19 protein-coding genes are annotated in these 21,114 nt (G+C 73.0%); 9 read left to right on the top strand and 10 right to left on the bottom strand.

The features are described from left to right. Window positions 1-74: 74 nt before the first annotated feature. From DEJ27_RS05370 to DEJ27_RS05350, 5 genes are all read right to left on the bottom strand, one after another. Window positions 75-1,397, bottom strand: coding sequence for a hypothetical protein (locus tag DEJ27_RS05370; RefSeq protein ID WP_110859048.1), 1,323 nt, complete (start codon window positions 1,395-1,397; stop codon window positions 75-77). Continuing rightward, entirely contained in the window at window positions 1,394-2,551 is a 1,158-nt protein-coding gene (locus tag DEJ27_RS05365; protein ID WP_111090458.1) for a sensor histidine kinase, read from the bottom strand. Before DEJ27_RS05365 ends, DEJ27_RS05370 begins: the two co-directional genes overlap by 4 nt. 133 nt (window positions 2,552-2,684) lie before the next feature. Beyond that, the gene (locus DEJ27_RS05360; protein ID WP_110859046.1) at window positions 2,685-3,887 is read right to left on the bottom strand and encodes a homoserine O-acetyltransferase; all 1,203 of its coding nucleotides are present in this window, start codon (window positions 3,885-3,887) and stop codon (window positions 2,685-2,687) included. Between the two features lie 280 nt (window positions 3,888-4,167). Beyond that, a complete protein-coding gene (locus tag DEJ27_RS05355; RefSeq protein ID WP_111090457.1) occupies window positions 4,168-5,499 on the bottom strand; it encodes a bifunctional o-acetylhomoserine/o-acetylserine sulfhydrylase in 1,332 nt (443 codons plus the stop codon). Between the two features lie 279 nt (window positions 5,500-5,778). Then, a complete protein-coding gene (locus tag DEJ27_RS05350; protein ID WP_110859045.1) occupies window positions 5,779-6,867 on the bottom strand; it encodes an acyltransferase family protein in 1,089 nt (362 codons plus the stop codon). A gap of 123 nt (window positions 6,868-6,990) precedes the next feature. Between DEJ27_RS05350 and DEJ27_RS05345 the strand changes: the two genes are divergently transcribed. From DEJ27_RS05345 to DEJ27_RS05325, 5 genes are all read left to right on the top strand, one after another. Further along, the gene (locus tag DEJ27_RS05345; RefSeq protein WP_111090456.1) at window positions 6,991-7,764 is read left to right on the top strand and encodes an SDR family oxidoreductase; all 774 of its coding nucleotides are present in this window, start codon (window positions 6,991-6,993) and stop codon (window positions 7,762-7,764) included. Window positions 7,765-7,922: 158 nt separating this feature from the next. Continuing rightward, complete coding sequence (locus DEJ27_RS05340; protein WP_051596753.1) at window positions 7,923-8,450, top strand: phosphoribosyltransferase; 528 nt, start codon at window positions 7,923-7,925, stop codon at window positions 8,448-8,450. Further along, the gene (locus DEJ27_RS05335) at window positions 8,447-9,166 is read left to right on the top strand and encodes a Type 1 glutamine amidotransferase-like domain-containing protein (RefSeq protein WP_111090455.1); all 720 of its coding nucleotides are present in this window, start codon (window positions 8,447-8,449) and stop codon (window positions 9,164-9,166) included. Before DEJ27_RS05340 ends, DEJ27_RS05335 begins: the two co-directional genes overlap by 4 nt. A 5-nt stretch (window positions 9,167-9,171) precedes the next feature. Then, on the top strand, window positions 9,172-9,855 hold the full coding sequence (locus DEJ27_RS05330) for a uracil-DNA glycosylase (protein WP_111090454.1): 684 nt from the start codon (window positions 9,172-9,174) through the stop codon (window positions 9,853-9,855). A 9-nt stretch (window positions 9,856-9,864) separates the two neighbouring features. After that, window positions 9,865-10,470 carry a GNAT family N-acetyltransferase gene (locus tag DEJ27_RS05325; RefSeq protein ID WP_110859041.1) on the top strand — a complete coding sequence of 202 codons (606 nt, stop codon included), beginning with the start codon at window positions 9,865-9,867 and terminating at the stop codon, window positions 10,468-10,470. Between the two features lie 124 nt (window positions 10,471-10,594). Here DEJ27_RS05325 and DEJ27_RS05320 read toward each other — a convergent pair whose 3' ends face one another. Further along, window positions 10,595-11,293, bottom strand: coding sequence for a FadR/GntR family transcriptional regulator (locus DEJ27_RS05320; RefSeq protein ID WP_181430093.1), 699 nt, complete (start codon window positions 11,291-11,293; stop codon window positions 10,595-10,597). Between the two features lie 207 nt (window positions 11,294-11,500). On the opposite strand from DEJ27_RS05320, the gene DEJ27_RS05315 reads away from it, so the two are divergent. From DEJ27_RS05315 to DEJ27_RS05305, 3 genes are read left to right on the top strand one after another with little or no spacing between them, the layout of a single operon-like run. Further along, the gene (locus DEJ27_RS05315) at window positions 11,501-13,057 is read left to right on the top strand and encodes a GntP family permease (RefSeq protein WP_220035371.1); all 1,557 of its coding nucleotides are present in this window, start codon (window positions 11,501-11,503) and stop codon (window positions 13,055-13,057) included. After that, the gene (locus DEJ27_RS05310) at window positions 13,054-13,626 is read left to right on the top strand and encodes a gluconokinase (protein WP_110859039.1); all 573 of its coding nucleotides are present in this window, start codon (window positions 13,054-13,056) and stop codon (window positions 13,624-13,626) included. Before DEJ27_RS05315 ends, DEJ27_RS05310 begins: the two co-directional genes overlap by 4 nt. Before the next feature lie 27 nt (window positions 13,627-13,653). Beyond that, window positions 13,654-14,949 (top strand): cytochrome P450, encoded by a 1,296-nt coding sequence (locus DEJ27_RS05305; RefSeq protein ID WP_110859038.1) that lies wholly within the window; start codon window positions 13,654-13,656, stop codon window positions 14,947-14,949. A gap of 7 nt (window positions 14,950-14,956) precedes the next feature. Here DEJ27_RS05305 and DEJ27_RS05300 read toward each other — a convergent pair whose 3' ends face one another. Genes DEJ27_RS05300 through DEJ27_RS05290 form a run of 3 tightly spaced genes read right to left on the bottom strand, consistent with a single transcriptional unit; the run spans window position 14,957 to window position 17,910 of the window. Next, window positions 14,957-15,868, bottom strand: a complete 912-nt coding sequence (locus DEJ27_RS05300) for a L,D-transpeptidase (protein ID WP_111090452.1) — start codon at window positions 15,866-15,868, stop codon at window positions 14,957-14,959. Between the two features lie 24 nt (window positions 15,869-15,892). Continuing rightward, on the bottom strand, window positions 15,893-17,566 hold the full coding sequence (locus DEJ27_RS05295) for an ABC-F family ATP-binding cassette domain-containing protein (RefSeq protein ID WP_111090451.1): 1,674 nt from the start codon (window positions 17,564-17,566) through the stop codon (window positions 15,893-15,895). 44 nt (window positions 17,567-17,610) lie between these two features. Further along, window positions 17,611-17,910, bottom strand: coding sequence for a hypothetical protein (locus DEJ27_RS05290; protein ID WP_110859035.1), 300 nt, complete (start codon window positions 17,908-17,910; stop codon window positions 17,611-17,613). A 70-nt stretch (window positions 17,911-17,980) separates the two neighbouring features. Between DEJ27_RS05290 and DEJ27_RS05285 the strand changes: the two genes are divergently transcribed. After that, window positions 17,981-19,426 carry an amidase gene (locus DEJ27_RS05285; RefSeq protein ID WP_111090450.1) on the top strand — a complete coding sequence of 482 codons (1,446 nt, stop codon included), beginning with the start codon at window positions 17,981-17,983 and terminating at the stop codon, window positions 19,424-19,426. A gap of 93 nt (window positions 19,427-19,519) precedes the next feature. Here DEJ27_RS05285 and DEJ27_RS05280 read toward each other — a convergent pair whose 3' ends face one another. After that, complete coding sequence (locus tag DEJ27_RS05280) at window positions 19,520-20,998, bottom strand: aminotransferase class I/II-fold pyridoxal phosphate-dependent enzyme (RefSeq protein WP_111090449.1); 1,479 nt, start codon at window positions 20,996-20,998, stop codon at window positions 19,520-19,522. Between the last annotated feature and the right edge of the window lie 116 nt (window positions 20,999-21,114).

The following is a 21,114-nucleotide window of genomic DNA, read 5'->3' as shown; positions in this document are numbered from 1 at the left end:
TCTCGGTGCGGTTGCTCGGCCGATCCTAGGAGGATGAGGGCCGGAAATCGGTGAGGCGTGCGGGTGTCCGGCAGCTACATCGACGGATGTCGGTTCACGACGCAGTGCGCGACGATGTGCAGCGTGCCGTCGCGGACGGTCTCGGTGTACGGGCCGATGCGCTGCAGGGCACTCCAGGCCGTCGGGCCGAGGCTGCGCCGGGGCACCCCGCGGGACTCGATCACGACGGGCACGTCCATCGTGTCGTCGCTGACCGGGTGACCGTCGGAGCCGATCGGACCGAGGGTGACGGAGACGACGGGCATGCCGGGCTGCGCGGTGCGGCCGTCGCCGACCATCTGCCAGATCGCCTGCAGCAACCCGTCGCGCTGCGTGGGGGAGAGGTGCCCGGCCAGGGCGGTCGGGTCGGCGACGCTCACCGAGCGACCGAGGTGGTCGGACTCGGTGATGGCGTGGTAAAGCCAGGTCTCGCGGCGTCCCTCGATCAGGTGCAGGCGGAGCTCGGTGGCGAGCGACGCGGCGACGGAGCTCGAGGCGTCGGACAACGGCAGCGGGTCGGTGCCGTTCGCGACGGCGTCGAGCAGCTTCTCGGCGGCCAGGTCGAGCCGGGCGAGCTCGTCCGAGGCGAGCATGCCGACGGCGAACTGCGGCGCCTGCACGTTGCTCTGCACGAGCACCCGGTCGAGTTCGCGCTGCACGAGCTGGCGGAACCGCTGCACGACGTACAGCGCGAGCGCCGGCGGCACGACGACGAGTGACAGCAGGGAGACGATGCCGGGCATGGTGTCGTGCGTGATCGGCGTCGACGCGACGGCCATCACGATGAACGCGATGCCGAGCACGCCGATGGCGGCGGCGACCTCGCGGGCGGGTCGGAGCGTGGCGATCGGCAGCAGGGCGAAGCCCGCGGCCATCGACGCCGTGGCGGTGTGTGCGATGTCGTGCTCGGGCCAGATGCCGATGAAGTCGAGCGTGACGACGCAGGCCAGCACGACGCAGATCAGCGCGAAGGCCGGACCCGTCAGGCGTTCGCCGTAGGTCAGGACGCTGAGTCCGACCCCGACGGCCGCGACGAGGTAGAGCGCCCAGGCGACGGCGGGCAGCCACGGGTCGGAGTACTCGTTCCAGCGCACCAGGAAGAACGCGATGCCGGCGACGGCCTCGATCGCGGTGAGGACCGCGGCGCCGAGGCCGAGGTAGCCGGCACCGAGCGAGGCGCCGGGCTTCGCGGCCTGCCGCAGGGACCGGGCGCCGGTGGACGTCGACGGGAGCCCTCTGGCCTGGCGGCGTTCGCTCGTGCGGTACCGCTCACGCGCCTCGCGGCGGGTGCGGGGTGCGGGCGGAGCCGTCTCACCGGGCAGGCGGCGGCCGATGGTGTCCTCGGGGACCCGGGTCATCGCGGTGCCTCCAGGACGACGGTGGTGCCGGAGCCCGGCGCGGAGAAGAGCTTGGCGTCGCCGCCGACCTCGCGCAGGCGGTTCACGACGCTCTCCTTGAAGCCGAGTCGCTCGGCACTGACGGTGGTGAGGTCGAAGCCGACGCCGGAGTCGGTGACCATCGCACGGACGACCTCGTTGTCGTGGACGATGGTGACGTGGGCCTCGCCGACGCCGGCGTGCCGACGGACGTTCTCGAGGCACTCGCCGAGCGCGAGCAGGAACGCGTCGAGCACGTTCGACGGCAGCAGGACCTGCCCGGTGCCGTGCCAGCTGACCTCGAGCCCCATCCGGCCGAAGCGCTGCTTGACCGACTCGAGGGTCTGCCCGAGCGGTGACTCTTCTTCACGGGTGAGCGAGTAGTCACCGGACTGCGAGGGCTGCGGGGTCGCACCGAGGCGCAGGTGCCGCAGCAGTCGGGCGTCCTCGGCGGCCTGCTCGCGCATCGCCTGCTCGGAGACGCCGACGCCGGAGTGCGCGAGCAGCGTCAGGGTCGCGAGCACGGTGTCGTGCAGCAGGCGGGCACCCTGGCGGCGCTGCGCCTCGGTCTCGCTGGCCTGCCGTTCGGCGCGGTGGGCGGTGCCGATGCTGTAGATGCGGCGGGCGACGCGGGGGATGCTGCGCGAGATCCAGATCGCCACGACGGCCATCAGGATCCACCCGAGCAGTGCGCCGCTGACCGGGGTCGACAGGAGCGAGCCCGATCCCCAGAGCATGAGCACCACCACGGCACCGCCGCCGGCGATGGTGATGCCGAGACCGACCGGGTGCCCGCGCTGTGCCATCAGCGGTGCCGAGAGCCCGCCGGCAGCCAGGGGCATGACGGCGCTGGCGACGAGGGGCCGCGCCGAGTCGTCGACGCCGGTGAAGAGCAACACCATCGTGGCGAGCCCGGCGACGACGATGGCGGCGGTCCACCACACTTCACCGCCGCGGCCGAAGCACACGAGCGCGGTGATCATCGCGGCGATGCAGAGGAGTGCGCCGATGAGGGACGCCGTGGGCACGGCGGCCGCGGAGAGGATGCCCACGACGCTGACGAGCGCGCAGACGATGCCCACGACACGGGTCGCCGACCGCAGCAAGCGGTCGCGTTCCTGTGCGATGAAGTCCATCGATGTCCTGGTTGGTGACGATCTGGGTGGTGCGGGAAACCGAGCGTCGGTCAGTGCCGGGCTCCACGCCATCATTCCACGCGCGCCACCCGTTGGGGGGTCTTCGGCGCGCCGCGGTGACGGCAGGCCCCGCTCAGGGCTCGAGCAACCGCCGCAGGTGCGCCCCGACCTGCTCGTGCTCGATGAGGAACCCGTCGTGTCCGAACTCGCTCTCGATCACCGCTGCGGTGTCCCCGTCGAGCGCGTCCGGCACGCCCGCGGCGATCCGGTGCTGGTCCTCGACGGGGAACAGCCGGTCGCTCGAGATGCCCACCACCAGGGTCCGCGCGGTCACCAGCCCGAGGGCGGCCGACACTCCGCCGCGACCGGCACCGACGTCGTGCGAGTCCATCGCGTACGTCAGCGTGACGTAGCTCGAGGCGTCGAACCGCCGCGTGAACTTGTTGCCGTGGAAGTCGAGGTAGCTCTCCACGGAGAACCGGCCGTCGTCGCCGAGCGGGGAGACGTCGCTCTGCCAGGACCGCGCAAAGCGGCTGTTCAGCTCGTCCGACGCGCGGTACGTCATGAGCGCCATCCGCCGGGCCAGTGACAGTCCCCGGTGCGGTCCCTCGCCGGCCTCGGCCTCGAAGTAGTCGCCGCCGGCGAACGCCGGGTCCATCTGGATCGCCGCCCGCTGCAGCGAGTTCGCCGCGATCTGGTCGGCGGTGGTCTGCGCCGTCGACGCCAGGACAGCCAGACGCTGCACACGCGCGGGGTGCGAGACCGCGAACTCGAGGGCGTGCATGCCGCCCATCGACCCGCCGACGACCGCCGCGAAGGTCTCGATGCCGAGCCGGTCGGCGAGCTGCGCCTGCACCTCGACCTGGTCGCGCACCGTCACGAACGGGAACCGCGAGCCCCACTCCGCGCCCGTCGGCGACACCGACGACGGCCCGGTGGTGCCCTGGCAGCCGCCGAGCATGTTCGGCGCGATCACGAACCACCGGTCGGTGTCGATCGCCCGGCCGGGCCCGACGACGTCACCCCACCAGCCGGCTGTGCGGTGGCCCGGGCCGGGGGCGCCCGCGACGTGCGAGTCACCGGTCAGTGCGTGCAGGACGAGCACCGCGTTGTCGCGGGCGGCGTTGAGCGTGCCCCACGTCTCGTAGGCCACGCGCACGGACGGGAGGCGACCGCCGCGCACCCACTGCTCGCCGAGGGACTCGAAGTGGCGTGCACCCGGGTGGTCACCGGGACGCCAGGCACCGGTCACGGGCGGCTTGCCGAGGGTGCCGAGTTCGGTGCCGGGCACCAGGGTGGACGGCACGGAGTCCTCGGGGGTCGTCTGCCAGTCCATCGTGGGTCCAGTCTGCCGGGAGGCGCGGGTCGCCGCCGCCGTGTTACGTCACGCCCGGCGCGCGGCCGGGCTCCGGGCCGCGCTCGCCGTTGCGTGCGTACGCATGTTCCGACATCGTGCGCGTCGTTCGACTCGTGGATCGTCGCACGATGCGCACGTACCGGATGCGTGTGCAACGAGCGACGTCCCACGCGTCGATCGACACGTGGGACGTCGCAACATGCACGCGCATGGGCAGGCGGGCAGGCAGGTGGGCGGGCAGGCAGGCGGCGCGCAAGCCCTACGCGCGCTGGCTCTCCTGCGCGATCGCCCGGGCCGCGGCGAGCCCGGCCTCGAGGTCGGCCTTCAGGTCGGCGATGTTCTCGATGCCGACCGACAGGCGCACCAGGCCGGGCGTGACCCCGGTAGTGAGCTGCTGCTCGGGAGTGAGCTGCGAGTGCGTGGTCGACGCCGGGTGGATGACGAGCGAGCGGACGTCGCCGATGTTCGCCAGGTGCGAGAACAGCTGCAGGTTGTCGACGAACGCCTTGCCCACGGTCACCCCGCCCTTGAGCTCGAACGACAGCACGGCGCCGACGCCCTTCGGCGCGTACCGGTTCGCGGCGGCGTACCAGGGCGACGTCGGCAGACCGGCGTAGGCCACGGTGGCGACGTCGGGGTGCTGGTCGAGCCACTCCGCGATCTCCTGCGCGTTGGACACGTGCCGCTCGATGCGGAGCGACAGGGTCTCGATGCCCTGCAGCAGTGCGAACGCCGTGTCCGCCGAGTTCGACGCACCGAGGTCGCGGAGCAGCTGCACCCGGGCCTTCACGATGTAGGCGAGCTCGTTGCCGACCGCCTCGGCGAAGACCGCACCGTGGTACGACGGGTCGGGCGTGTTGAACTCCGGGAACCGGTCGGCGTGCTGCGACCAGGCGAACTTCCCGCCGTCGACGATGATCCCGCCGATGACCGTGCCGTGGCCACCGAGGAACTTCGTGGCCGAGTGCACCACGATGTCGGCGCCGTGCTCGAACGGACGGATCAGGTACGGCGTCGCGATCGTGTTGTCGACGATCAGCGGGACGCCGGACTCGTGGGCGACGTCGCTGACACCCGTGATGTCGAGGACGTTGATCTTCGGGTTGCCGATGGTCTCGGCGAAGAACAGCTTCGTGTTCGGGCGGACCGCGCGGCGCCACTCCTCGAGGTCGTCCTGGTCCTCGACGAACGTCGTCTCGATGCCGAGCTTCGCCAGCGTGTACTTGAACAGGTTGTACGTGCCGCCGTAGATCGACGACGACGACACGATGTGGTCACCCGCCCCCGCGATGTTCAGCACCGCGTAGGTCTCGGCAGCCTGGCCGGACGCGACGAGCAGGGCCCCGGACCCGCCCTCGAGCGCGGCGATCCGCTGCTCGACGACGTCGTTCGTCGGGTTCATGATCCGGGAGTAGATGTTGCCCGGCTTGGCGAGCGCGAACAGGTCGCGCGCTTCGTCCGAGTTCGCGAAGACGTACGAGGTCGTCTTGTAGATCGGCGTCGCTCGGGCGCCCGTGGTCGGGTCCGGCTGTGCGCCGGCGTGGACCTGGGTGGTCTCGAACTGCCACTGCGCGGCGTCGTGCTCGGTCATCTTGGTGCTCCTGTCCGGTGCGGCTGGTCGTCGGGTCGCCTTGCGCTCGGCCCGGAGGCTCGGCGCTGCTGTGCGTCGGGTGTCACGGTACGCAGGTGGCCGGGCCCGCACCACCGCACCCGCCTCGGGACGTAACGCACCCGCCGGGCCCGCCCCGCGCCTCCAGGCCAGGATGGTGCCCGGGGCTGACGGCGGCGACCACGGGGATCGGTCGCGGCCTGCCGCGACGTCGCGCGCTGCCGACTGAGCGCAGCGAAGACGACTGCTTGCGCGGCAATGTCACGCGTCGCGGCGGAACAGCCAGTCGACCTTCGGCTCGAGCAGCCACCGCATCCCGCGCCGCACGAAGGGCTGCGCCAGGAAGAGGCTGACGACGCACGCGATGACGACCATGAGGAGCACGAACGGCCAGGCCGAGTGCTCGCCGGCCAGGACGCCGGACTCCCGGATCGGGTAGAGGACGAACGTGTGGAGCAGGTAGACGTACATCGTCGCGGCGCCGAACTGCGTGATCCAGATGTTCCGACGGGGGATGAGCACCAGGAACGACGCCGTCAGCAGGGTCGCGAGCAGCATCAGGCCGAACCGCACCGCACCCGCCCACCAGGCGTCCTCGCCGAGCCCCGAGTAGGAGTCGTCGTAGAAGAACCAGTGGTGCAGGTCGAACTCCTTGAACTGCGGGATCCAGACCGCGCACGACACCGCCCAGGCGGCGAACACCACGACGGCGGCGATCCGCACCCGGACGACCGTGCGACGGGACGCCTCGTACCAGCGGTCGAAGACGCCCCACTGCTTGACCTGCCACCCGAGCAGGAAGAACGGCAGCAGGCTGATCGCGCGGGACAGCGAGAGCGTCGAGTCGACGTTGTCGAAGTAGCCGACGCCGATGCTGAACACGACCGCCCAGAACAGTGGCCACCGCAGCTGCGCCAGGTACGGCAGGATCAGCTTGAAGATGCCCAGGGCCAGCAGGAACCACAGGGTCCACGTCGGCTTCGTCGGGTTGAAGTCCTTGCCGCCCTCGACGAGGCCCTGCACCACGGTCCAGATCGTCTGCATGATGATGTACGGCACGACGATGTCCGTGATCGTCCGGCGCATCCGCTTCGCGGTCGGGGTGTCCGCCGACGAGAAGTAGCCGCTGATCACGCCGAACGCCGGCATGTGGAACGCGTAGATGAACGTGTAGAGGGCCAGGGCGTGCTCGCTCGCCGGCGTCTGCCGCTGAATCGCGTGCCCGATGACCACGAGCGTGACCGCGACGAACCGCGCGGTGTCCCACATCGGGATCCGGCGCGGGGCTCGACCGGGTTCGAGCTGCGTCGCCGGGGCCGAGGGGGCGGGAGGGGCGGCATCCGTCGTCATCGCCGGTCACGTTACCGGATCGTGACCTGGACGGCTTGGTGCGGTGCCGGAACCGTCCCGCTCGGTACGGTGGACGGACCGGGCCACGACGTGCCCCGGTCACCGACGCAGGAGGCAGATCACATGGCAGCACGGCGCGCAGTCGTCACCGGAGCGAGCTCGGGCATCGGGGCGGCCACCGTTCGGCTGTTCCGGTCGCGGGGCTGGGACGTGCTCGCCGTGGCCCGCCGCGCCGCGAAGCTCGAGGCGCTCGCCGCGGAGACCGGGGCCGAGACCCTGGTCGCCGACATCACGGACGCCGACGACGTGGCGGCGCTCGCCGCGCGGGTGGCGGACCTCGGCGGCGCCGACGTGCTCGTGAACAACGCCGGTGGGGCGTTCGGTTCGGCGAGTGTCGAGGAGTCCGACGTCGACGACTGGCGCGCCATGTTCGAGGTCAACGTGATCGGCACGAAGCGTGTCGTCTCCGCGCTGCTGCCGCACCTGCGCGATCGCGCTCGCGCGTCCGGGGGAGCGGACATCGTCACGGTCACCAGCACCGCCGGCTTCGTCGCGTACGAGAACGGTGGCGGCTACAACGCCGCGAAGTTCGCCGAGCACGCCCTGGTCGGCGCACTCCGGCTCGAGCTGAACGGGGAGCCGATCCGGGTCGTCGAGATCGCGCCGGGCATGGTGAAGACCGACGAGTTCGCGCTCACCCGGTTCCGCGGGGACGAGCAGAAGGCCGCCGCGGTGTACGACGACGTGCCGGAGCCGCTCGTGGCCGACGACGTCGCCGGGGCGATCGTGCACGCCGTGGAGCTGCCGGCCCACGTGAACCTCGACCTCGTGACGATCCGGCCGGTGGCGCAGTCGGCGCAGCACAAGCTGGCCCGCGGCCCGCTGACGCCCCGCTGAGCGGACCGCGCCCAACCCGCGCCGGACCCGCGCCGGCCCCGCGCCGGACCCGCGCCGGACCCGCGCCGGTCCCGCGCCGGACCCGCGCCGGCCCCACGCAGCGCCCGGGCGGCGGGCGCGGGTCGCGGGCGTGGGCTCCCTGCCGGTACCGTGGTCGGATGCCGATCAGCAGCGAACCCGAGCCCGCGGCTCCGTCCACCGTGACCGTGACGAGCGGGCCCGAGGTACTCGGCTGGCTCGAGTTCGGTGACGCCGCACGCCTGCTCGCCAAGGACGTCCTGTCCAGCGGCTTCGAGCCCGAGGTCGTCGTCGCCGTCGCCCGCGGCGGACTGATCATCGCCGGCGCCGTGGCGTACGCGCTCGGCACCAAGGAGTGCGGCTCGATCAACGTCGAGTTCTACACCGACGTCGAGCAGCGGCTGGAGGAGCCGGTCGTGCTCGCCCCCGCCCTCGACGCCCCGAGCCTGGCGGGCAAGCGGGTCCTCGTCGTCGACGACGTGTCGGACTCCGGCCGCACCCTGCGCCTGGTGGTCGACATCATCCGGAACGCCGGTGCCGACGTCCGGAGCGCCTGCCTGTACTCGAAGCCCGGCACCGTCCTCGAACCCGACCACGTGTGGCGTCGGGTCGACGGCTGGATCACGTTCCCGTGGAGCGCCCTCGCCCCCGTGACGGCCGAGTCGTGAGCATCCACCTGGTCGGCGGCGGTCTGTTCGCCGCCTCGGACGCCGCAGCGCCGTTCCTCGCCGAGGCCACCGCCCGTTCGGCAGCGGTCGGCCGGAGCACCCCGCGCATCGCCCTGCTCTCCGTGGCGGGCCCGGACGGCGGCAGCCCGTCGTCGACCGCCGACATCGCCGAGGTCCTCGGCGGCCCGCGCACGGCCGAGGTGCTCGTCACCGAGGTCGCAGCCGGTCAGGTCTTCGACACCACCGTCCTGAGCGACGTCGACGCCCTGGTGGTCGGTGGCGGTGTCACCCCCGACTACCTGGTGGCGATCGCCCCGCTCGTCGACCAGCTCCGGCTGCTCGTCTCCGACGGTCTGCCCTACCTCGGCTACTCGGCCGGTGCGATGATCGCCGCCGACCGTGCCCTGGTGGGCGGCTGGCGCATCGGCGGCGTCGAGATCTGCCCCGAAGCGGCGTCCGAGGGCCTGGACGAGGTCGAGCTCCGCGAGGGCCTCGGCCTGGTCGACCTGACCATCGACGTGCACGCGGTGCAGGCCGGCACGCTCGCGCGGCTCATCGCCAGCGCCGAGGCCGAGTTCGTCACCGCCGGACTCGCGATCGACGAGGACACCACGCTCGTCGTCGGCGAGGGCGCGCTCGAGGTCCGCGGGACCGGCAGCGTCTGGCGCGTGATGGCCGGCGAGGAGTCGGTGGCCGTCGCCACCATGGGCGCGTAGCCGACGTGGAACCCCGGCCGCTCGCCGACCTGGTCGACCCCGGCTGGGCGTCGGCGCTCGCACCCGTGGAGCCCGACGTGCACCGGATCGGCGCATGGCTGCGGGACGAGACCACTGCGGGCCGTCACTACCTGCCCGCTGGCGGCGACGTCCTGCGTGCCTTCACGACCCCGTTCGACGCCGTCAGGGTGCTGGTCGTCGGGCAGGACCCGTACCCGACGCCCGGCCACCCGATCGGCCTGTCGTTCGCGGTCGACCCGACCGTCCGTCCGGTGCCGCGCAGCCTGGCGAACATCTACCGCGAGCTCGCCGACGACCTCGGGGTGACGCCGCCGCGGCACGGCGACCTGCGGGCCTGGTCCGACCAGGGCGTCCTGCTGCTCAACCGGGTGCTCACCGTGCAGGCGGGCGAGGCCGGCAGTCACCGCGGCAAGGGCTGGGAGGCGGTGACCGACCAGGCCGTCCGTGCCCTCGTCGCCCGTGGCGGCCCGCTCGTCGCCGTGCTCTGGGGCGCCCAGGCCGGGTCGGTGCGACCGCTCCTCGGTGACACCCCGGTCGTCGCGTCGGCCCATCCGAGCCCGCTCAGCGCGTCGCGCGGGTTCTTCGGCAGCCGCCCGTTCTCGCAGGTGAACGCCCTGCTCGAGTCGCAGGGCGCACCGCCCGTCGACTGGACGCTGCCCGCTCAGTAGGCTCGGCACGTGCTCGAGGAGGAATACCAGCGACGGCGGGTCCTGCCGCGACACCTGCGTGCCCCCGTGGCGACCGAGACGGCCTTCGAGTACCGCATCCGTGCGGCCGAGGTGGGGGACCTGCCCCACGTGCGCGAGATCCACACGCACTACGTCCGCAACTCGTCGGTGACCTTCGACCCGGCGGCGTTCACGTACGCCGCGTGGAAGAAGCGCTACGACGACATCCGGAAGCGCCGCCTGCCGTTCCTGGTGGCGGAGAACCCTGCCGGACAGATCCTCGGGTACGCCCTGGTCGACGCGTGGAACCCCCGGGACCGCTCGAACCACGTCGTCGAGGACTCGATCTACCTCGGCGCCGCGTCCGGTGGCAAGGGGCTCGGCCGCGCACTGATGGAGGCGCTGCTCGACGAGTGCCGGTCGGCCGGCGTGCGCGAGGTCGTCGCCGTCATCGCGGACCGCCAGGCCGAGGCGTCGATCCGGCTGCACGAGCGGCTCGGCTTCGAGGAGGTCGGCCGGATGGGCAAGGTCGGCTACAAGTACGACCGCTGGCTCGGCACCGTCACGATGCGGCTCCGCCTGCGCGGCCCGCGGCTGTTCGCACGACGACGCTGACGGACCCGACGCGGTCGACGGGCGTCACGCACGAGAACGTGGGCGGTGCGGACGGGAGGCGCGTGGCGGGCCCGGCACGCGCCTCCAGGCCGTCTCCGGGTCGCGCCGGACCGCCGTGGCCGGGTCAGCCCGCCGGGGCCTCGGTGATGAACTCGTCGCGCGTCACGCGGAGCAGCGCGGTGGCCGCCGCCGCCGCGGCGTCCGCGTCACCGTCGACCGCTGCGCGCCCGACGGCCTCGTGCCGGAGCGCCGCCTCGCGCGTCCAGCGCGTGATGGGGTCGCGCGACTCCGACGTGCGGGTGCGCAGGAGGGCCTCGACCGTCCCGGCGAAGTGCGCGAACACGGCGTTCCCCGACCCGGTGAGCAGTGCACGGTGGAAGCGGACGTCGGCCTCCAGGTAAGCGCGGCTGTCCTCGCGCCCGCAGGCGTCGAGCATGTCCTCGGCGGCGGCGAGCACGGCGTCCGCGCCCTCGGAGCCGGCGGTCAGGGACGCCGCGACCGGTTCGACGCCGAGTCGGAGTTCGACGAGCTCCCGCTGCTGCACGAAGTACGCCGGTGATCCGCCGCGCCACCGGATCACCGTGGGGGCGAGCAGCTCCCACGCGGTGATGTCGCGGACGAGCGTGCCGACCCGCTGCCGGGGCTCGACCAGGCCGAGGGACTGCAGGACGCGCAGGGCCTCGCGGACGACCGAGCGGGACACCCCGAACTCGTCGGCCACCAGTTCGGGTCGGACGACGGCGCCCGCGGCCAGGTCGCCGTCGACGATCCGCTGGCCCAGGGTGTCGAGCACGTGGGCGTGCAGTCCGCGTGCGGTGGGCATCGTTTCCTCCGTGCAGTACGGGTCACGCGGTCGCCGTGACGCCGGTCCCATCGAAGCGGCAGACTCCGGAGACGGGCGGTCGGCGCGCGGGACGACGTCGTATAGTCTGATTAATCAGATTATTGAGGGTCGGCGTTCGTCGCGCCAGTCCACCCTCGACACGAAGGCGACGGAGCCGCGCAGCAGCGACTCCAGGAAGGGGCGCTGATGCCTCACGCTCTCCCGGACCACCTGCTCGCCGCGGGTGGCACCACCGAGACGGTCGACCCGTCCGGTTCCATCCCGCAGCTGATCATCGCGGCGCTCGTCGGCATCGTGGTGATCATCGCGCTCATCACCTGGCTCAAGGTGCACCCGTTCATCGCGCTCACGATCGGTGCGCTCGGCGTCGGGATCGGCGCAGGCCTCGCGCCGGACAAGGCGGTCACGAGCTTCGGCGACGGCTTCGGCGCGACCATGACGAGCGTCGGCATCCTGGTCGGGCTGGGGGCGATGTTCGGCAAGATGCTCGTCGACTCGGGCGCAGCGGACCGTGTCGTGGACACCCTGGTGCGGAAGTCGTCGAAGGCGGCGCTGCCGTGGACGATGGCCCTGATCGGGGCGCTCATCGGGCTGCCGATGTTCTTCGAGGTCGGCCTCGTCCTGCTCATCCCCATCATCGTGCTGGTCGCCAAGCGGAGCGAGGTGCCGATCATGAAGATCGCCGTCCCCGCCCTGGTCGGCCTGTCGACGATGCACGCGTTCGTCCCGCCGCACCCCGGCCCGCTCGTCGCGATCTCCACCGTCGGCGCGAACCTCGGCACCACGCTCGCCTTCGGCATCGTGCTGGCGATCCCGGTGATCATCCTGGCCGGGCCGCTCTTCGCCCGGTTCGCGGCCCGCTGGGTCGACATCCCCGTCCCCGACATGTTCGGGTCGCGCGGGGCGGTCGCCACCGCCGGCCCGGGCTCGGGGTCGGGTTCCGGGTCCGCCGCATTCGTGGACGACCCGGCACACCCCGGACGCCAGGCCCGGCGCGGCCCCGTCACGCAGGACACCGCGTCCCTGCCCAACGGCAAGAGCGACTTCACGCGCGTCATCAGCGAACCGCGCAGCCCGTCGTTCACCGTCGCCCTGGTCGGCATCCTGCTGCCGGTCGTGCTCATGCTCGCCCAGGCGGTCCGTGAGGCCACCGCCCCCGACGCCGCCGGCTCGTGGGTGAGCCTGCTCGACTTCCTCGGTTCGCCGATGATCGCCATCGGCATCGCGGCCGTCTACGCGATGGTCTTCTTCGCGATCGGCGGTGGCATGGACCGCTCGGCGGTGTCGAAGTCGCTCGAGAGCGCGCTGCCCCCGATCGCCGGGGTGCTGCTCATCGTCGGCGCCGGCGGTGGCTTCAAGCAGGTGCTCATCGACACCGGGATCGGCGGCGTGATCGCCGACGCCGTCAAGGACTCCGGCGTCTCGGTGCTGCTCGTCGCCTGGGTCGTCTCGGCCCTGGTCCGCGTGGCGACCGGGTCCGCCACGGTCGCCACCGTGACCGCCGCCGGCATCATGGCACCGATCGCCGCCGACCTGTCGACCCCGATGACGTCGCTGCTCGTGCTCGCGATCGGAGCCGGGTCGGTGTTCCTGTCGCACGTCAACGACGCCGGGTTCTGGCTGGTGAAGGGGTACCTTGGCACCACGGTGGGGCAGACGTTCAAGACGTGGACGGTGCTCGAGTGCCTCATCTCGGTGTTCGGTCTGGTCGGGGTCCTGCTGGCCGGGGTGTTCATCCGATGAGCGGCGCAGCAGACCTCGGTGCGGCCGATGCTGCCGGGGCGGCCGACACCGGGCTGGACGCACGTGTCCTGGTGGTGATGGGGGTCTCCGGGTCCGGCAAGTCGACCGTCGCCGCCATGGTGGCGGAGCAGATCGGGTGGGAGTTCGCCGAGGGCGACGCGATGCACCCACAGGCGAACGTCGACAAGATGCACGCCGGCACCCCGCTCACCGACGAGGACCGCTGGCCGTGGCTCGACGTCGTCGCCGGCTGGATCCGCGGACACCTGGACGCCGGCACGAACGGCGTCGTGACCTGCTCGGCCCTGAAGCGCTCGTACCGCGACGTGCTGCGGGCCCCCGGGGTGGTGTTCGTGCACGTGGCCGGTGACGGTGCGCTCATCGAGGAGCGGATGTCCGAGCGTTCCGGGCACTTCATGCCGACGTCGCTGCTGCAGTCGCAGCTCGCCACGCTCGAGCCGCCGCAACCCGACGAGGCCCACGTGACGATCGCCGCCGACCGCACCCCCGAAGCGGAGAGCGCCGAGGTCGTGGCGCGGCTCGGACTGGTCCGGATCCCGAGAGCCTGATCGGGTGGCGCTCGGCAGCATGGCGGCATGGCGATCGACGACTCCCTCTCGCTCCTGACCCGCGGCTACGGGTTCGGTGCCCACCTGTGGCGCCGGACCCGTCCGGGGGCGCGAGCGGTGGGCTTCCGACTGCTCGGACGTCCGGCGCTGCTCGTGCGTGGCGCCGAGGGCGTCGGGCTGTTCTACGACGGCGACCGCACGGCACGCCACGGCGCGATGCCGGCGATCGTGCAGCGGACGCTGTTCGGTGTCGGGTCGGTGCACAGCCTCGACGGGGCGGAGCACCACCACCGCAAGGCGACCTTCGTCGACGTCGCGTACGAGGACGAGCAGGTCCGGCGGCTCGCACCCCTGCTGACCCGGGAGTGGGCGACCGAACGCGACGCGTGGCTCGCCGGCGGCACCCGGTCGGCGTACGACGCTGCCGTCGGCGCGATCGGCCGTGCGGTCATGCGGTGGGCCGGACTGCCGGGGACGCCGGCGGCGAAGACCCGGTGGGCGGCACGGCTCGCCCAGGTCGTCGACGGCTTCGGGGTGCCCTACTCACCGGAGTACCTGCAGGCCGTCCTGAACCGGCACTGGTCGGACCGGCACGCCCGGCGGCTGGTCGAGGCCGTGCGTGGTGGCCGGTTGGCCCCCGAGCCGCACACCGCCCTGCACGAGTGGGCGTGGCACCGGGACCCCTCCGGGGCGCTGCTGCCGGCGCGGCTGGCCGGCATCGAACTGCAGAACAGCATCCGGCCGGCCATCGCGGTGGCCCGGTTCGTGGCGTTCGCGGCGAAGGAGCTGCACGACCGGCCGGAGTGGCGGGCACGGATCGCCGCCGAGAGCGGGGCGGCCGACACCGCGGACGGGCCGCGCGTCGACGGGCCGCGCGTCGACGGCCCGCTCGCCGTCGCCTTCGCGCAGGAGATCCGCCGGACGGCGCCGTTCGTGCCGATGCTGCCCGCCTGGGCCACCACGGACGTCGAGCTCGACGGCGAGCACCTGCCCGCCGGCGGGCGCGTGGTGCTCGACATCACCGGGACCGACACCGACGAGCGCTCGTGGGACCGTGCGGGCGACTTCGACCCGTCGCGGTTCCTCGGCGTGGACGACTCCGAGGCGATCACGACGTTCGTCCCGCACGGCGGCGCCGACGTCGCCACGGGACACCGGTGCCCCGGCGAGAAGGTCGCCGTCGCCGCGCTCGCGGCCGCGGTCTCGGTGCTGAGCGACCCACGGCTGACGATCCTCGACGACGGGCTGCAGGTGGACCGCCGCCGGCTGCCGACGAAGCCGGCCTCGGGTGGCGAGGTCCGGGGCCGCTGCCCCTTCCACTGACCCGGTCTCAGCTGAACCGGATCGGCGTGCCGACGGGCAGCGCGGCGAGGGTCCGGGTCATCTCCGCCGAGATCCGGACGCAGCCGTGCGAGCTGCCGGTCGGGTCCGGGTAGTAGTGCAACGCGGTCAGTGCGGCGTTGCCGCCGTACGACGGGATCCGGGACGAGTGCGCCCCGGTCAGGATGATCGGGTTGCCCTGCGTGTACGCGACGCGGGTGTCGACGTACGCCGCCTCGACGTAGGTGGCGGTGTCGACCGGTGTGGGGTCCTCGGGCGTCCCGAGCCGGCCGGCCTCGGTCGCGGTGACCTCGCCAGTCCGGGTGACGACGGACACCGTGCTGGCGGCGACGTCGACCCGGATCATCCGGTCGGTCCGCGTCACGGTGAAGTCGGACGCCCGGGCCCAGGCGAACGTCGCGCTCGGCGCGTCCGGGTCGCCGCCGTCACCGGGGGTGCGGTTGCGGGACGGAGTCGACACCAGGAGCATCCCGCCGTCCCGGCCGGGGGAGCGACCCCACACCGCGGTCGCCGCGGGTCGGTTGATCGTCGACACCAGGTGGGACAGGGTCGCCACCGGTCGGGCGCGGCTGGACGGGCTCGCGTACAGGGCGACGAGCGGCGTGCGCGGGGTCGCGATCTGCCAGGTGTCCTCGGGCTCCACGTCCCCGCCGTCGAGCAACTGCGGCACGACGGCGTCGTGGAACGCCAACGGCAGCGCGGCCAGGGTCGCGTCGGACGGTGCAGCGGGGACGGCCGCGAGCGTCGGCGTCGGCGTGGCGCTCGGGGTCGGTGTCGTCGTCGCCCGTGCCGCCCGGGTCGGCTCCGGCGCCGGTGACCCGACGGTCGCCCCCACCACGACGGCGGCGACGGCGAGCACCACCAACCCGGCGGTCGTCGCGATCCAGGTGTTGCGTCGCATGGTGCGTCCTCCTCGGTCGATCCGTCAGCGTTCGGTGACGGTGCCGCCCTCGACCCGCCACTGCCGGTCGAGTCGGACGGTCTCCAGCATGCGCCGGTCGTGTGTGACGAGCAGCAGGGTCCCGTCGTAGGACTCCAGCGCCTGCTCGAGCTGCTCGATCGCGGTCAGGTCGAGGTGGTTGGTCGGCTCGTCGAGCACGAGCACGTTCACCCCGCGGGCCTGCAGCAGCGCGAGCCCGGCCCGGGTGCGTTCGCCGGGGGAGAGCGCCGAGGCCGGTCGGCCGACGTGGTCCGCCTTCAGCCCGAACTTCGCGAGCAGCGTCCGGACGTCGGCGGTGGTGTACTCGGGCACGATCGCCTCGAACGCCGCTGCCAGGGGCTGGTCACCGGTGAACGCCGCACGCGCCTGGTCGACCTCGCCGACCGCGACGCTCGAGCCGAGCGAGGCCGTGCCCGTCGTCGGCGCCTGCTTGCCGAGCAGTGCCCGCAGCAGGGTGGACTTGCCGGCGCCGTTCGGACCGGTGATGCCGATCCGGTCACCGCCGTCGACCTGCAGCGAGACCGGGCCGAGGGTGAAGTCGCCCTGGGTGAACGTGGCGTCCGACAGCGTCGCGACGACGGCCGACGACCTGGGTGCGCTGCCGATCGTGAACTCGAGCTGCCATTCCTTGCGCGGCTCCTCGACCTCGTCGAGCCGGGCGATGCGGGACTCCATCTGCCGGACCTTCTGCGCCTGTTTCTCGCTCGACTCCGAGGCGGCACGGCGGCGGATCTTGTCGTTGTCCGGGCTCTTCTTCATGGCGTTCCGGACACCCTGGCTCGACCACTCGCGCTGCGTCCGTGCCCGCGAGACCAGGTCGGCCTTCGTCGACGCGAACTCGTCGTACGCGTCACGCTTGTGCTGCCGGGCGATCTCGCGCTCCTCGAGGAACGAGTCGTACCCGCCGCCGAACAGCCGGTTCGACGACTGCGCCAGGTCGAGCTCGAGCACCGAGGTCACCGAGCGCGCCAGGAACTCACGGTCGTGGCTGACGAGCACCACCCCGCCGCGCAGCCCGCGCACGAACGCCTCGAGCCGGTCGAGGCCGTCCAGGTCGAGGTCGTTGGTCGGCTCGTCGAGCAGGACGATGTCGAACCGCGAGAGCAGCAGCGCAGCGAGCCCGACGCGGGCGACCTGCCCACCGGACAGCGCGGTCATCAGCGAGTCCGGGCCGACGCCGTCCGCACCGGAGTCGCCGGTGCCGGGTTCGAGCCCGAGGTCGGCGAGCACCGCCGGGATCCGGTCCTCCAGATCCGCGGCCCCCGCGGCGAGCCAGCGGTCGAGCGCCGTCGAGTACCGGTCGGCCGCTGCGTCGCCGGCATCGGGGTCCCCGAGCGCCGCCGCCGCCGCGTCCATCGTCACGGTCGCCTCGGTGCAGCCGGTCCGCCGCCCGAGGTACGCCGCGACGGTCTCGCCCGCGATGCGCTCGTGCTCCTGGGGGAGCCACCCCACGAACGCGTCCGTCGGCGCCAGGGACACCGTGCCGGCCAGCGGCTCGTCGACCCCGGCCAGCAGCCGGAGCAGCGTGGACTTGCCGGCACCGTTCACGCCGACGACCCCGATCACGTCGCCCGGCGCCACCGTCAGGTCGAGGGAGTCGAACAGCGTGCGAGCGGCGTACCCGCCGGACAGGCCCTTGGCGACGAGCGTGGCGGTCATGCGCCCATCGTCCCACGCGGAAGCGGCACCCCCGGGCGCGACCCTCAGCCCCTGGGCGCCAGTCGACCCGCACCCACCGGCAGCAGCCCGCTCCGGTACTCGAGCGCCGTCGCGCCGCCGACCGACACCGATGCCGCCCCGAACCGCCACGCTCGGTTGAACAGGTACACGCCGATCACCGTGTCGCCGTCGTCCGGCACCGCCCACGTGCCGGTGCCCCACTGGGCCGGGTGCCCCACCCCGTCGACGGTGACGGTCGGCCGTGCGAACCAGGCGAACAGGGGCCGGACGAGCCGGAGTTCGATCCGGCGCTTCGTCGTGCCGGAGGGGAGAGTGGTGTCCACCGTCGAAGGATACGGGGCACCGGAGCACCGGCCGGGCACGCACGGGCCGCCGCCGCCTAGGCTCGGAGCCGTGTTCGAACTCCACCACCTCTCCGCACAGGAACTCTGGGACTGGATCCGCCGGGGCGAGGCGACCGCCCTCGAGGTCACCGAGCACTACCTGGCCCGCGTGGAACGCCTGGACGCCGGACTCGGCGCCTTCGTGACGGTCACCGCGGACGCTGCCCGGGCCCGAGCCGATCGCCTCGGTCACCTGGTGCCGACGTCGAGACCGTTGTGGGGCCTCCCGTCCGCCGACAAGGACCTGTACGACCGCGCCGGGGTCCCCACGCGGAACGGCACCGCGAGCCTGCCGGAGCGGCCCGCGTCGGCCGACCACCCGCTCGTCGCCGCGCTCGACGCGGCCGGCACCGTCAGCCTCGGCAAGACCGCGTCACCGGAGTTCGGCATGTCCTCGTCGTCCGAGACCCGGCTCGGCGTGACGCGGAACCCCTACGACACCGCGCGCGCGCCGGGCGGGTCGTCGAGCGGTGCGGCCGTCGCCGTCGCCGCCGGACTGCTGCCGGCCGCGGTCGGTTCGGACGGCGGCGGATCGGTGCGGATCCCCGCCGCGGCGACCGGACTCGTCGGGCTGAAGCCGAGCCGCGGCCGCGTGCCGTCGATGCCCGGCCGCTCCGGCGTCGGCGGCCTGTCCGTGGCCGGGCCGCTCACCCGCTCCGTCGCCGACGCGGGCATGCTGCTCGACGCGCTGGTCGCGCCGACCGGGCTGCCGGAGCCGTCGCCCTACGCCCTCGTCACCCCCGACGTCGGCGAGGGGCCGTTCACCGCGGCAGCCGTCCGCGGCGAGGGCCGGTTCGTCGTCGGGGTGCTCGAGGGGTCGCCGTGGGACGACACCGTCGACGTGGTCGTGGACCCCGCGGCCCGGGCCGCCGTGGAGACCGCCGTGCGGGTGCTCGGCGAGGTCGGGCACGGCGTCGAGGACGTCCGGATGCCCCGGGTGCCGTACGCCGACGCGTTCCGGGTGGCGTGGGAGAGCTCCGCCGCCCGCCTGCCGCAGGTGCCCGGCATCGACCCGACGTCGCTGACCCCGCTCGTGGCGTGGCTCGTGGCCCGCGGACAGGCACTGTCCGGCACGCAGGTCCTCGACGCGATGACGACGCTCGACGCCTTCTCGACGACGCTCATCGGCGCCTTCGACCGGTTCGACGCGGTGCTCACGCCGACCCTCGCGATGACGCCGCGGCCCCTCGGCTGGTACGGCGACGACCCGGACGAGGACTTCCGCCGCCAGTGCGCCTACTCGCCGTGGACGTCGATGGCGAACGTGTCCGGGCTCCCCGCGATCACCCTGCCCGTCGGCGTGACCGACGACGACCACCCTGACGGTGGCGGGCTGCCGATGGGCGTGCAGCTGATCGGACGTCCCGGCGGTGAGCGCGTCCTGCTCGCGATCGGCGCGCAGCTCGAGCGCCGGTTGCGCTGGCAGCGGCGGCACCCGGCCGCCTGGACCGCCTGACGAGAGGCCCGGGGCCGGGTCCCACAAACACGCGTTCTCCGACAGACCACCAGTCGAACGACGCGTGGAATGTCGCAGCGCTCGTGCGCCCGCTCAGCTCGTCTCCCGCACCACCCGGATCACGCCGAGGCTCCCGTCGGTGGGGTCCGGAATGACCATCCCGGCCTCGAGCCCGCTGCGCAGGTAGTCGATCACCTCGGCCGTCAGCCGCTCTCCGGGCACGTACGCCGGGATCCCGGGCGGGTACGGGGTCGCCTGCTCGGCCGCGATCCGCCCCGCTGCCTGGTCGGCGGGCACGAGCTCGACCGCGCCGAAGAAGGCGTCGCGGGGTGTCATCACCGACTCGAGCAGCAGGCCCGACGGTTCCGGGATGCGGACCGGCGGCGTCTGCGGCAGGTCCGGTGCCGCCACGGCGAGCGACTGCAGGGCGTGCACGAGCCGGTCGGTGGTGAAGTCGTCGTCAGCCAGCGACACGTCGATGCCGAGGTGCCGGTGGTCGGAGAGCCCGAGGTCGAGCCGGTGGTGTTCGCGGACCCAGTCGTGCGCCTGGTACCCGGTGATCCCGAGCGCTTCGACGTCGAGCAGCATGCGCATCGGGTCGAGCTGGTGCGATGCCTCCGCCCCGAGCAGCTCGTCGTGCAGGACGTGGATGCCGTCGATCGCCTCGATGCGCTGCCGGGTCTGCTCGGCGAGCACGATGGTCCGCGCGATCAGCCCAGTGCCGTCGCGCATCATGTGCCGACGCCAGCCGTCCATGCCCGCGTAGACGAGCACGTTCGGGCTCGTCGTCATGAGCATGTCCGCGCAGGACCACAGGTGGTCGTGGTCGACGAGGTCGCCACGGAGGTGCAGCACGGACCCCTGCTCGAAGCCGAGGCCCATCTTGTGCACGCTCGTCACGCAGACGTCGGCGCCGGCGTCCATCGCCCACGAGGGCAGCTGCTCGGAGAAGGGCAGGTGCGCACCCCAGGCCTCGTCGACGATGAGGGGCTTGCCGCGCTCGTGGCACACCGCCGCGATGCCGGCGATGTCCGCACAGGTGCCGTACGGGGTCGGGCTGACCACGAGTGCGGCGGCGGCGTCCGGGTGCTCGTCCCACACCGCGGCGTAGTCGGCGGGCGACGGCGGGTGGGAGATCCCCTGGTCACGGTCGAGTCGCGGCTCCACCCAGTACGGCTGCAGCCCGGAGAACACCAGGCCGGCGGTCACCGACTTGTGCGCGTCACGGCTGACCAGGATCCCGCCCTCGACGCCGGCGACCGCGAGCATCGCCGCCTTCACCGACAGGGAGCTCCCGCACGTCGAGAAGAAGACCGTGTCGGCACCGACGGCCTCGGCCATCAGGGACTCCGCGGTGGTCAGGTACCCGTTCGAGGACTTCCGGTCGTCGAGTCCGCCGCTGGCGAGCACGTCGGCGCGGAACGGGTCCTTGCCGAGCACGGCCAGGGTGTCGGCGTCGACGCCGCGGCCCTGCCGGTGGCCCGGTGGCGAGAAGCCGTAGCGGTCTCGGGCGTGGTAGTCCCGGAGCGCGTCGAGGAAGGGTGCCTGGGTCTGGTCGAGGTCGCCGCTCATGGATCCCGTCTACCCGGGCGGCGTGCACCGTCGGCTCAGGACGCCGGACTCGGTGGGCGCGGCGGGAGGTGCGACGGAGTCGTCGTCGTACGACGTCGACGGTGTCGCTCCGCGTC

Source organism: Curtobacterium sp. MCPF17_018 (assembly GCF_003234135.1).
Lineage (GTDB): Bacteria > Actinomycetota > Actinomycetes > Actinomycetales > Microbacteriaceae > Curtobacterium > Curtobacterium flaccumfaciens.
The sequence above is the reverse complement of the archived record's forward strand: the minus strand, read 5'-3'. Positions and strand labels throughout refer to the sequence as shown.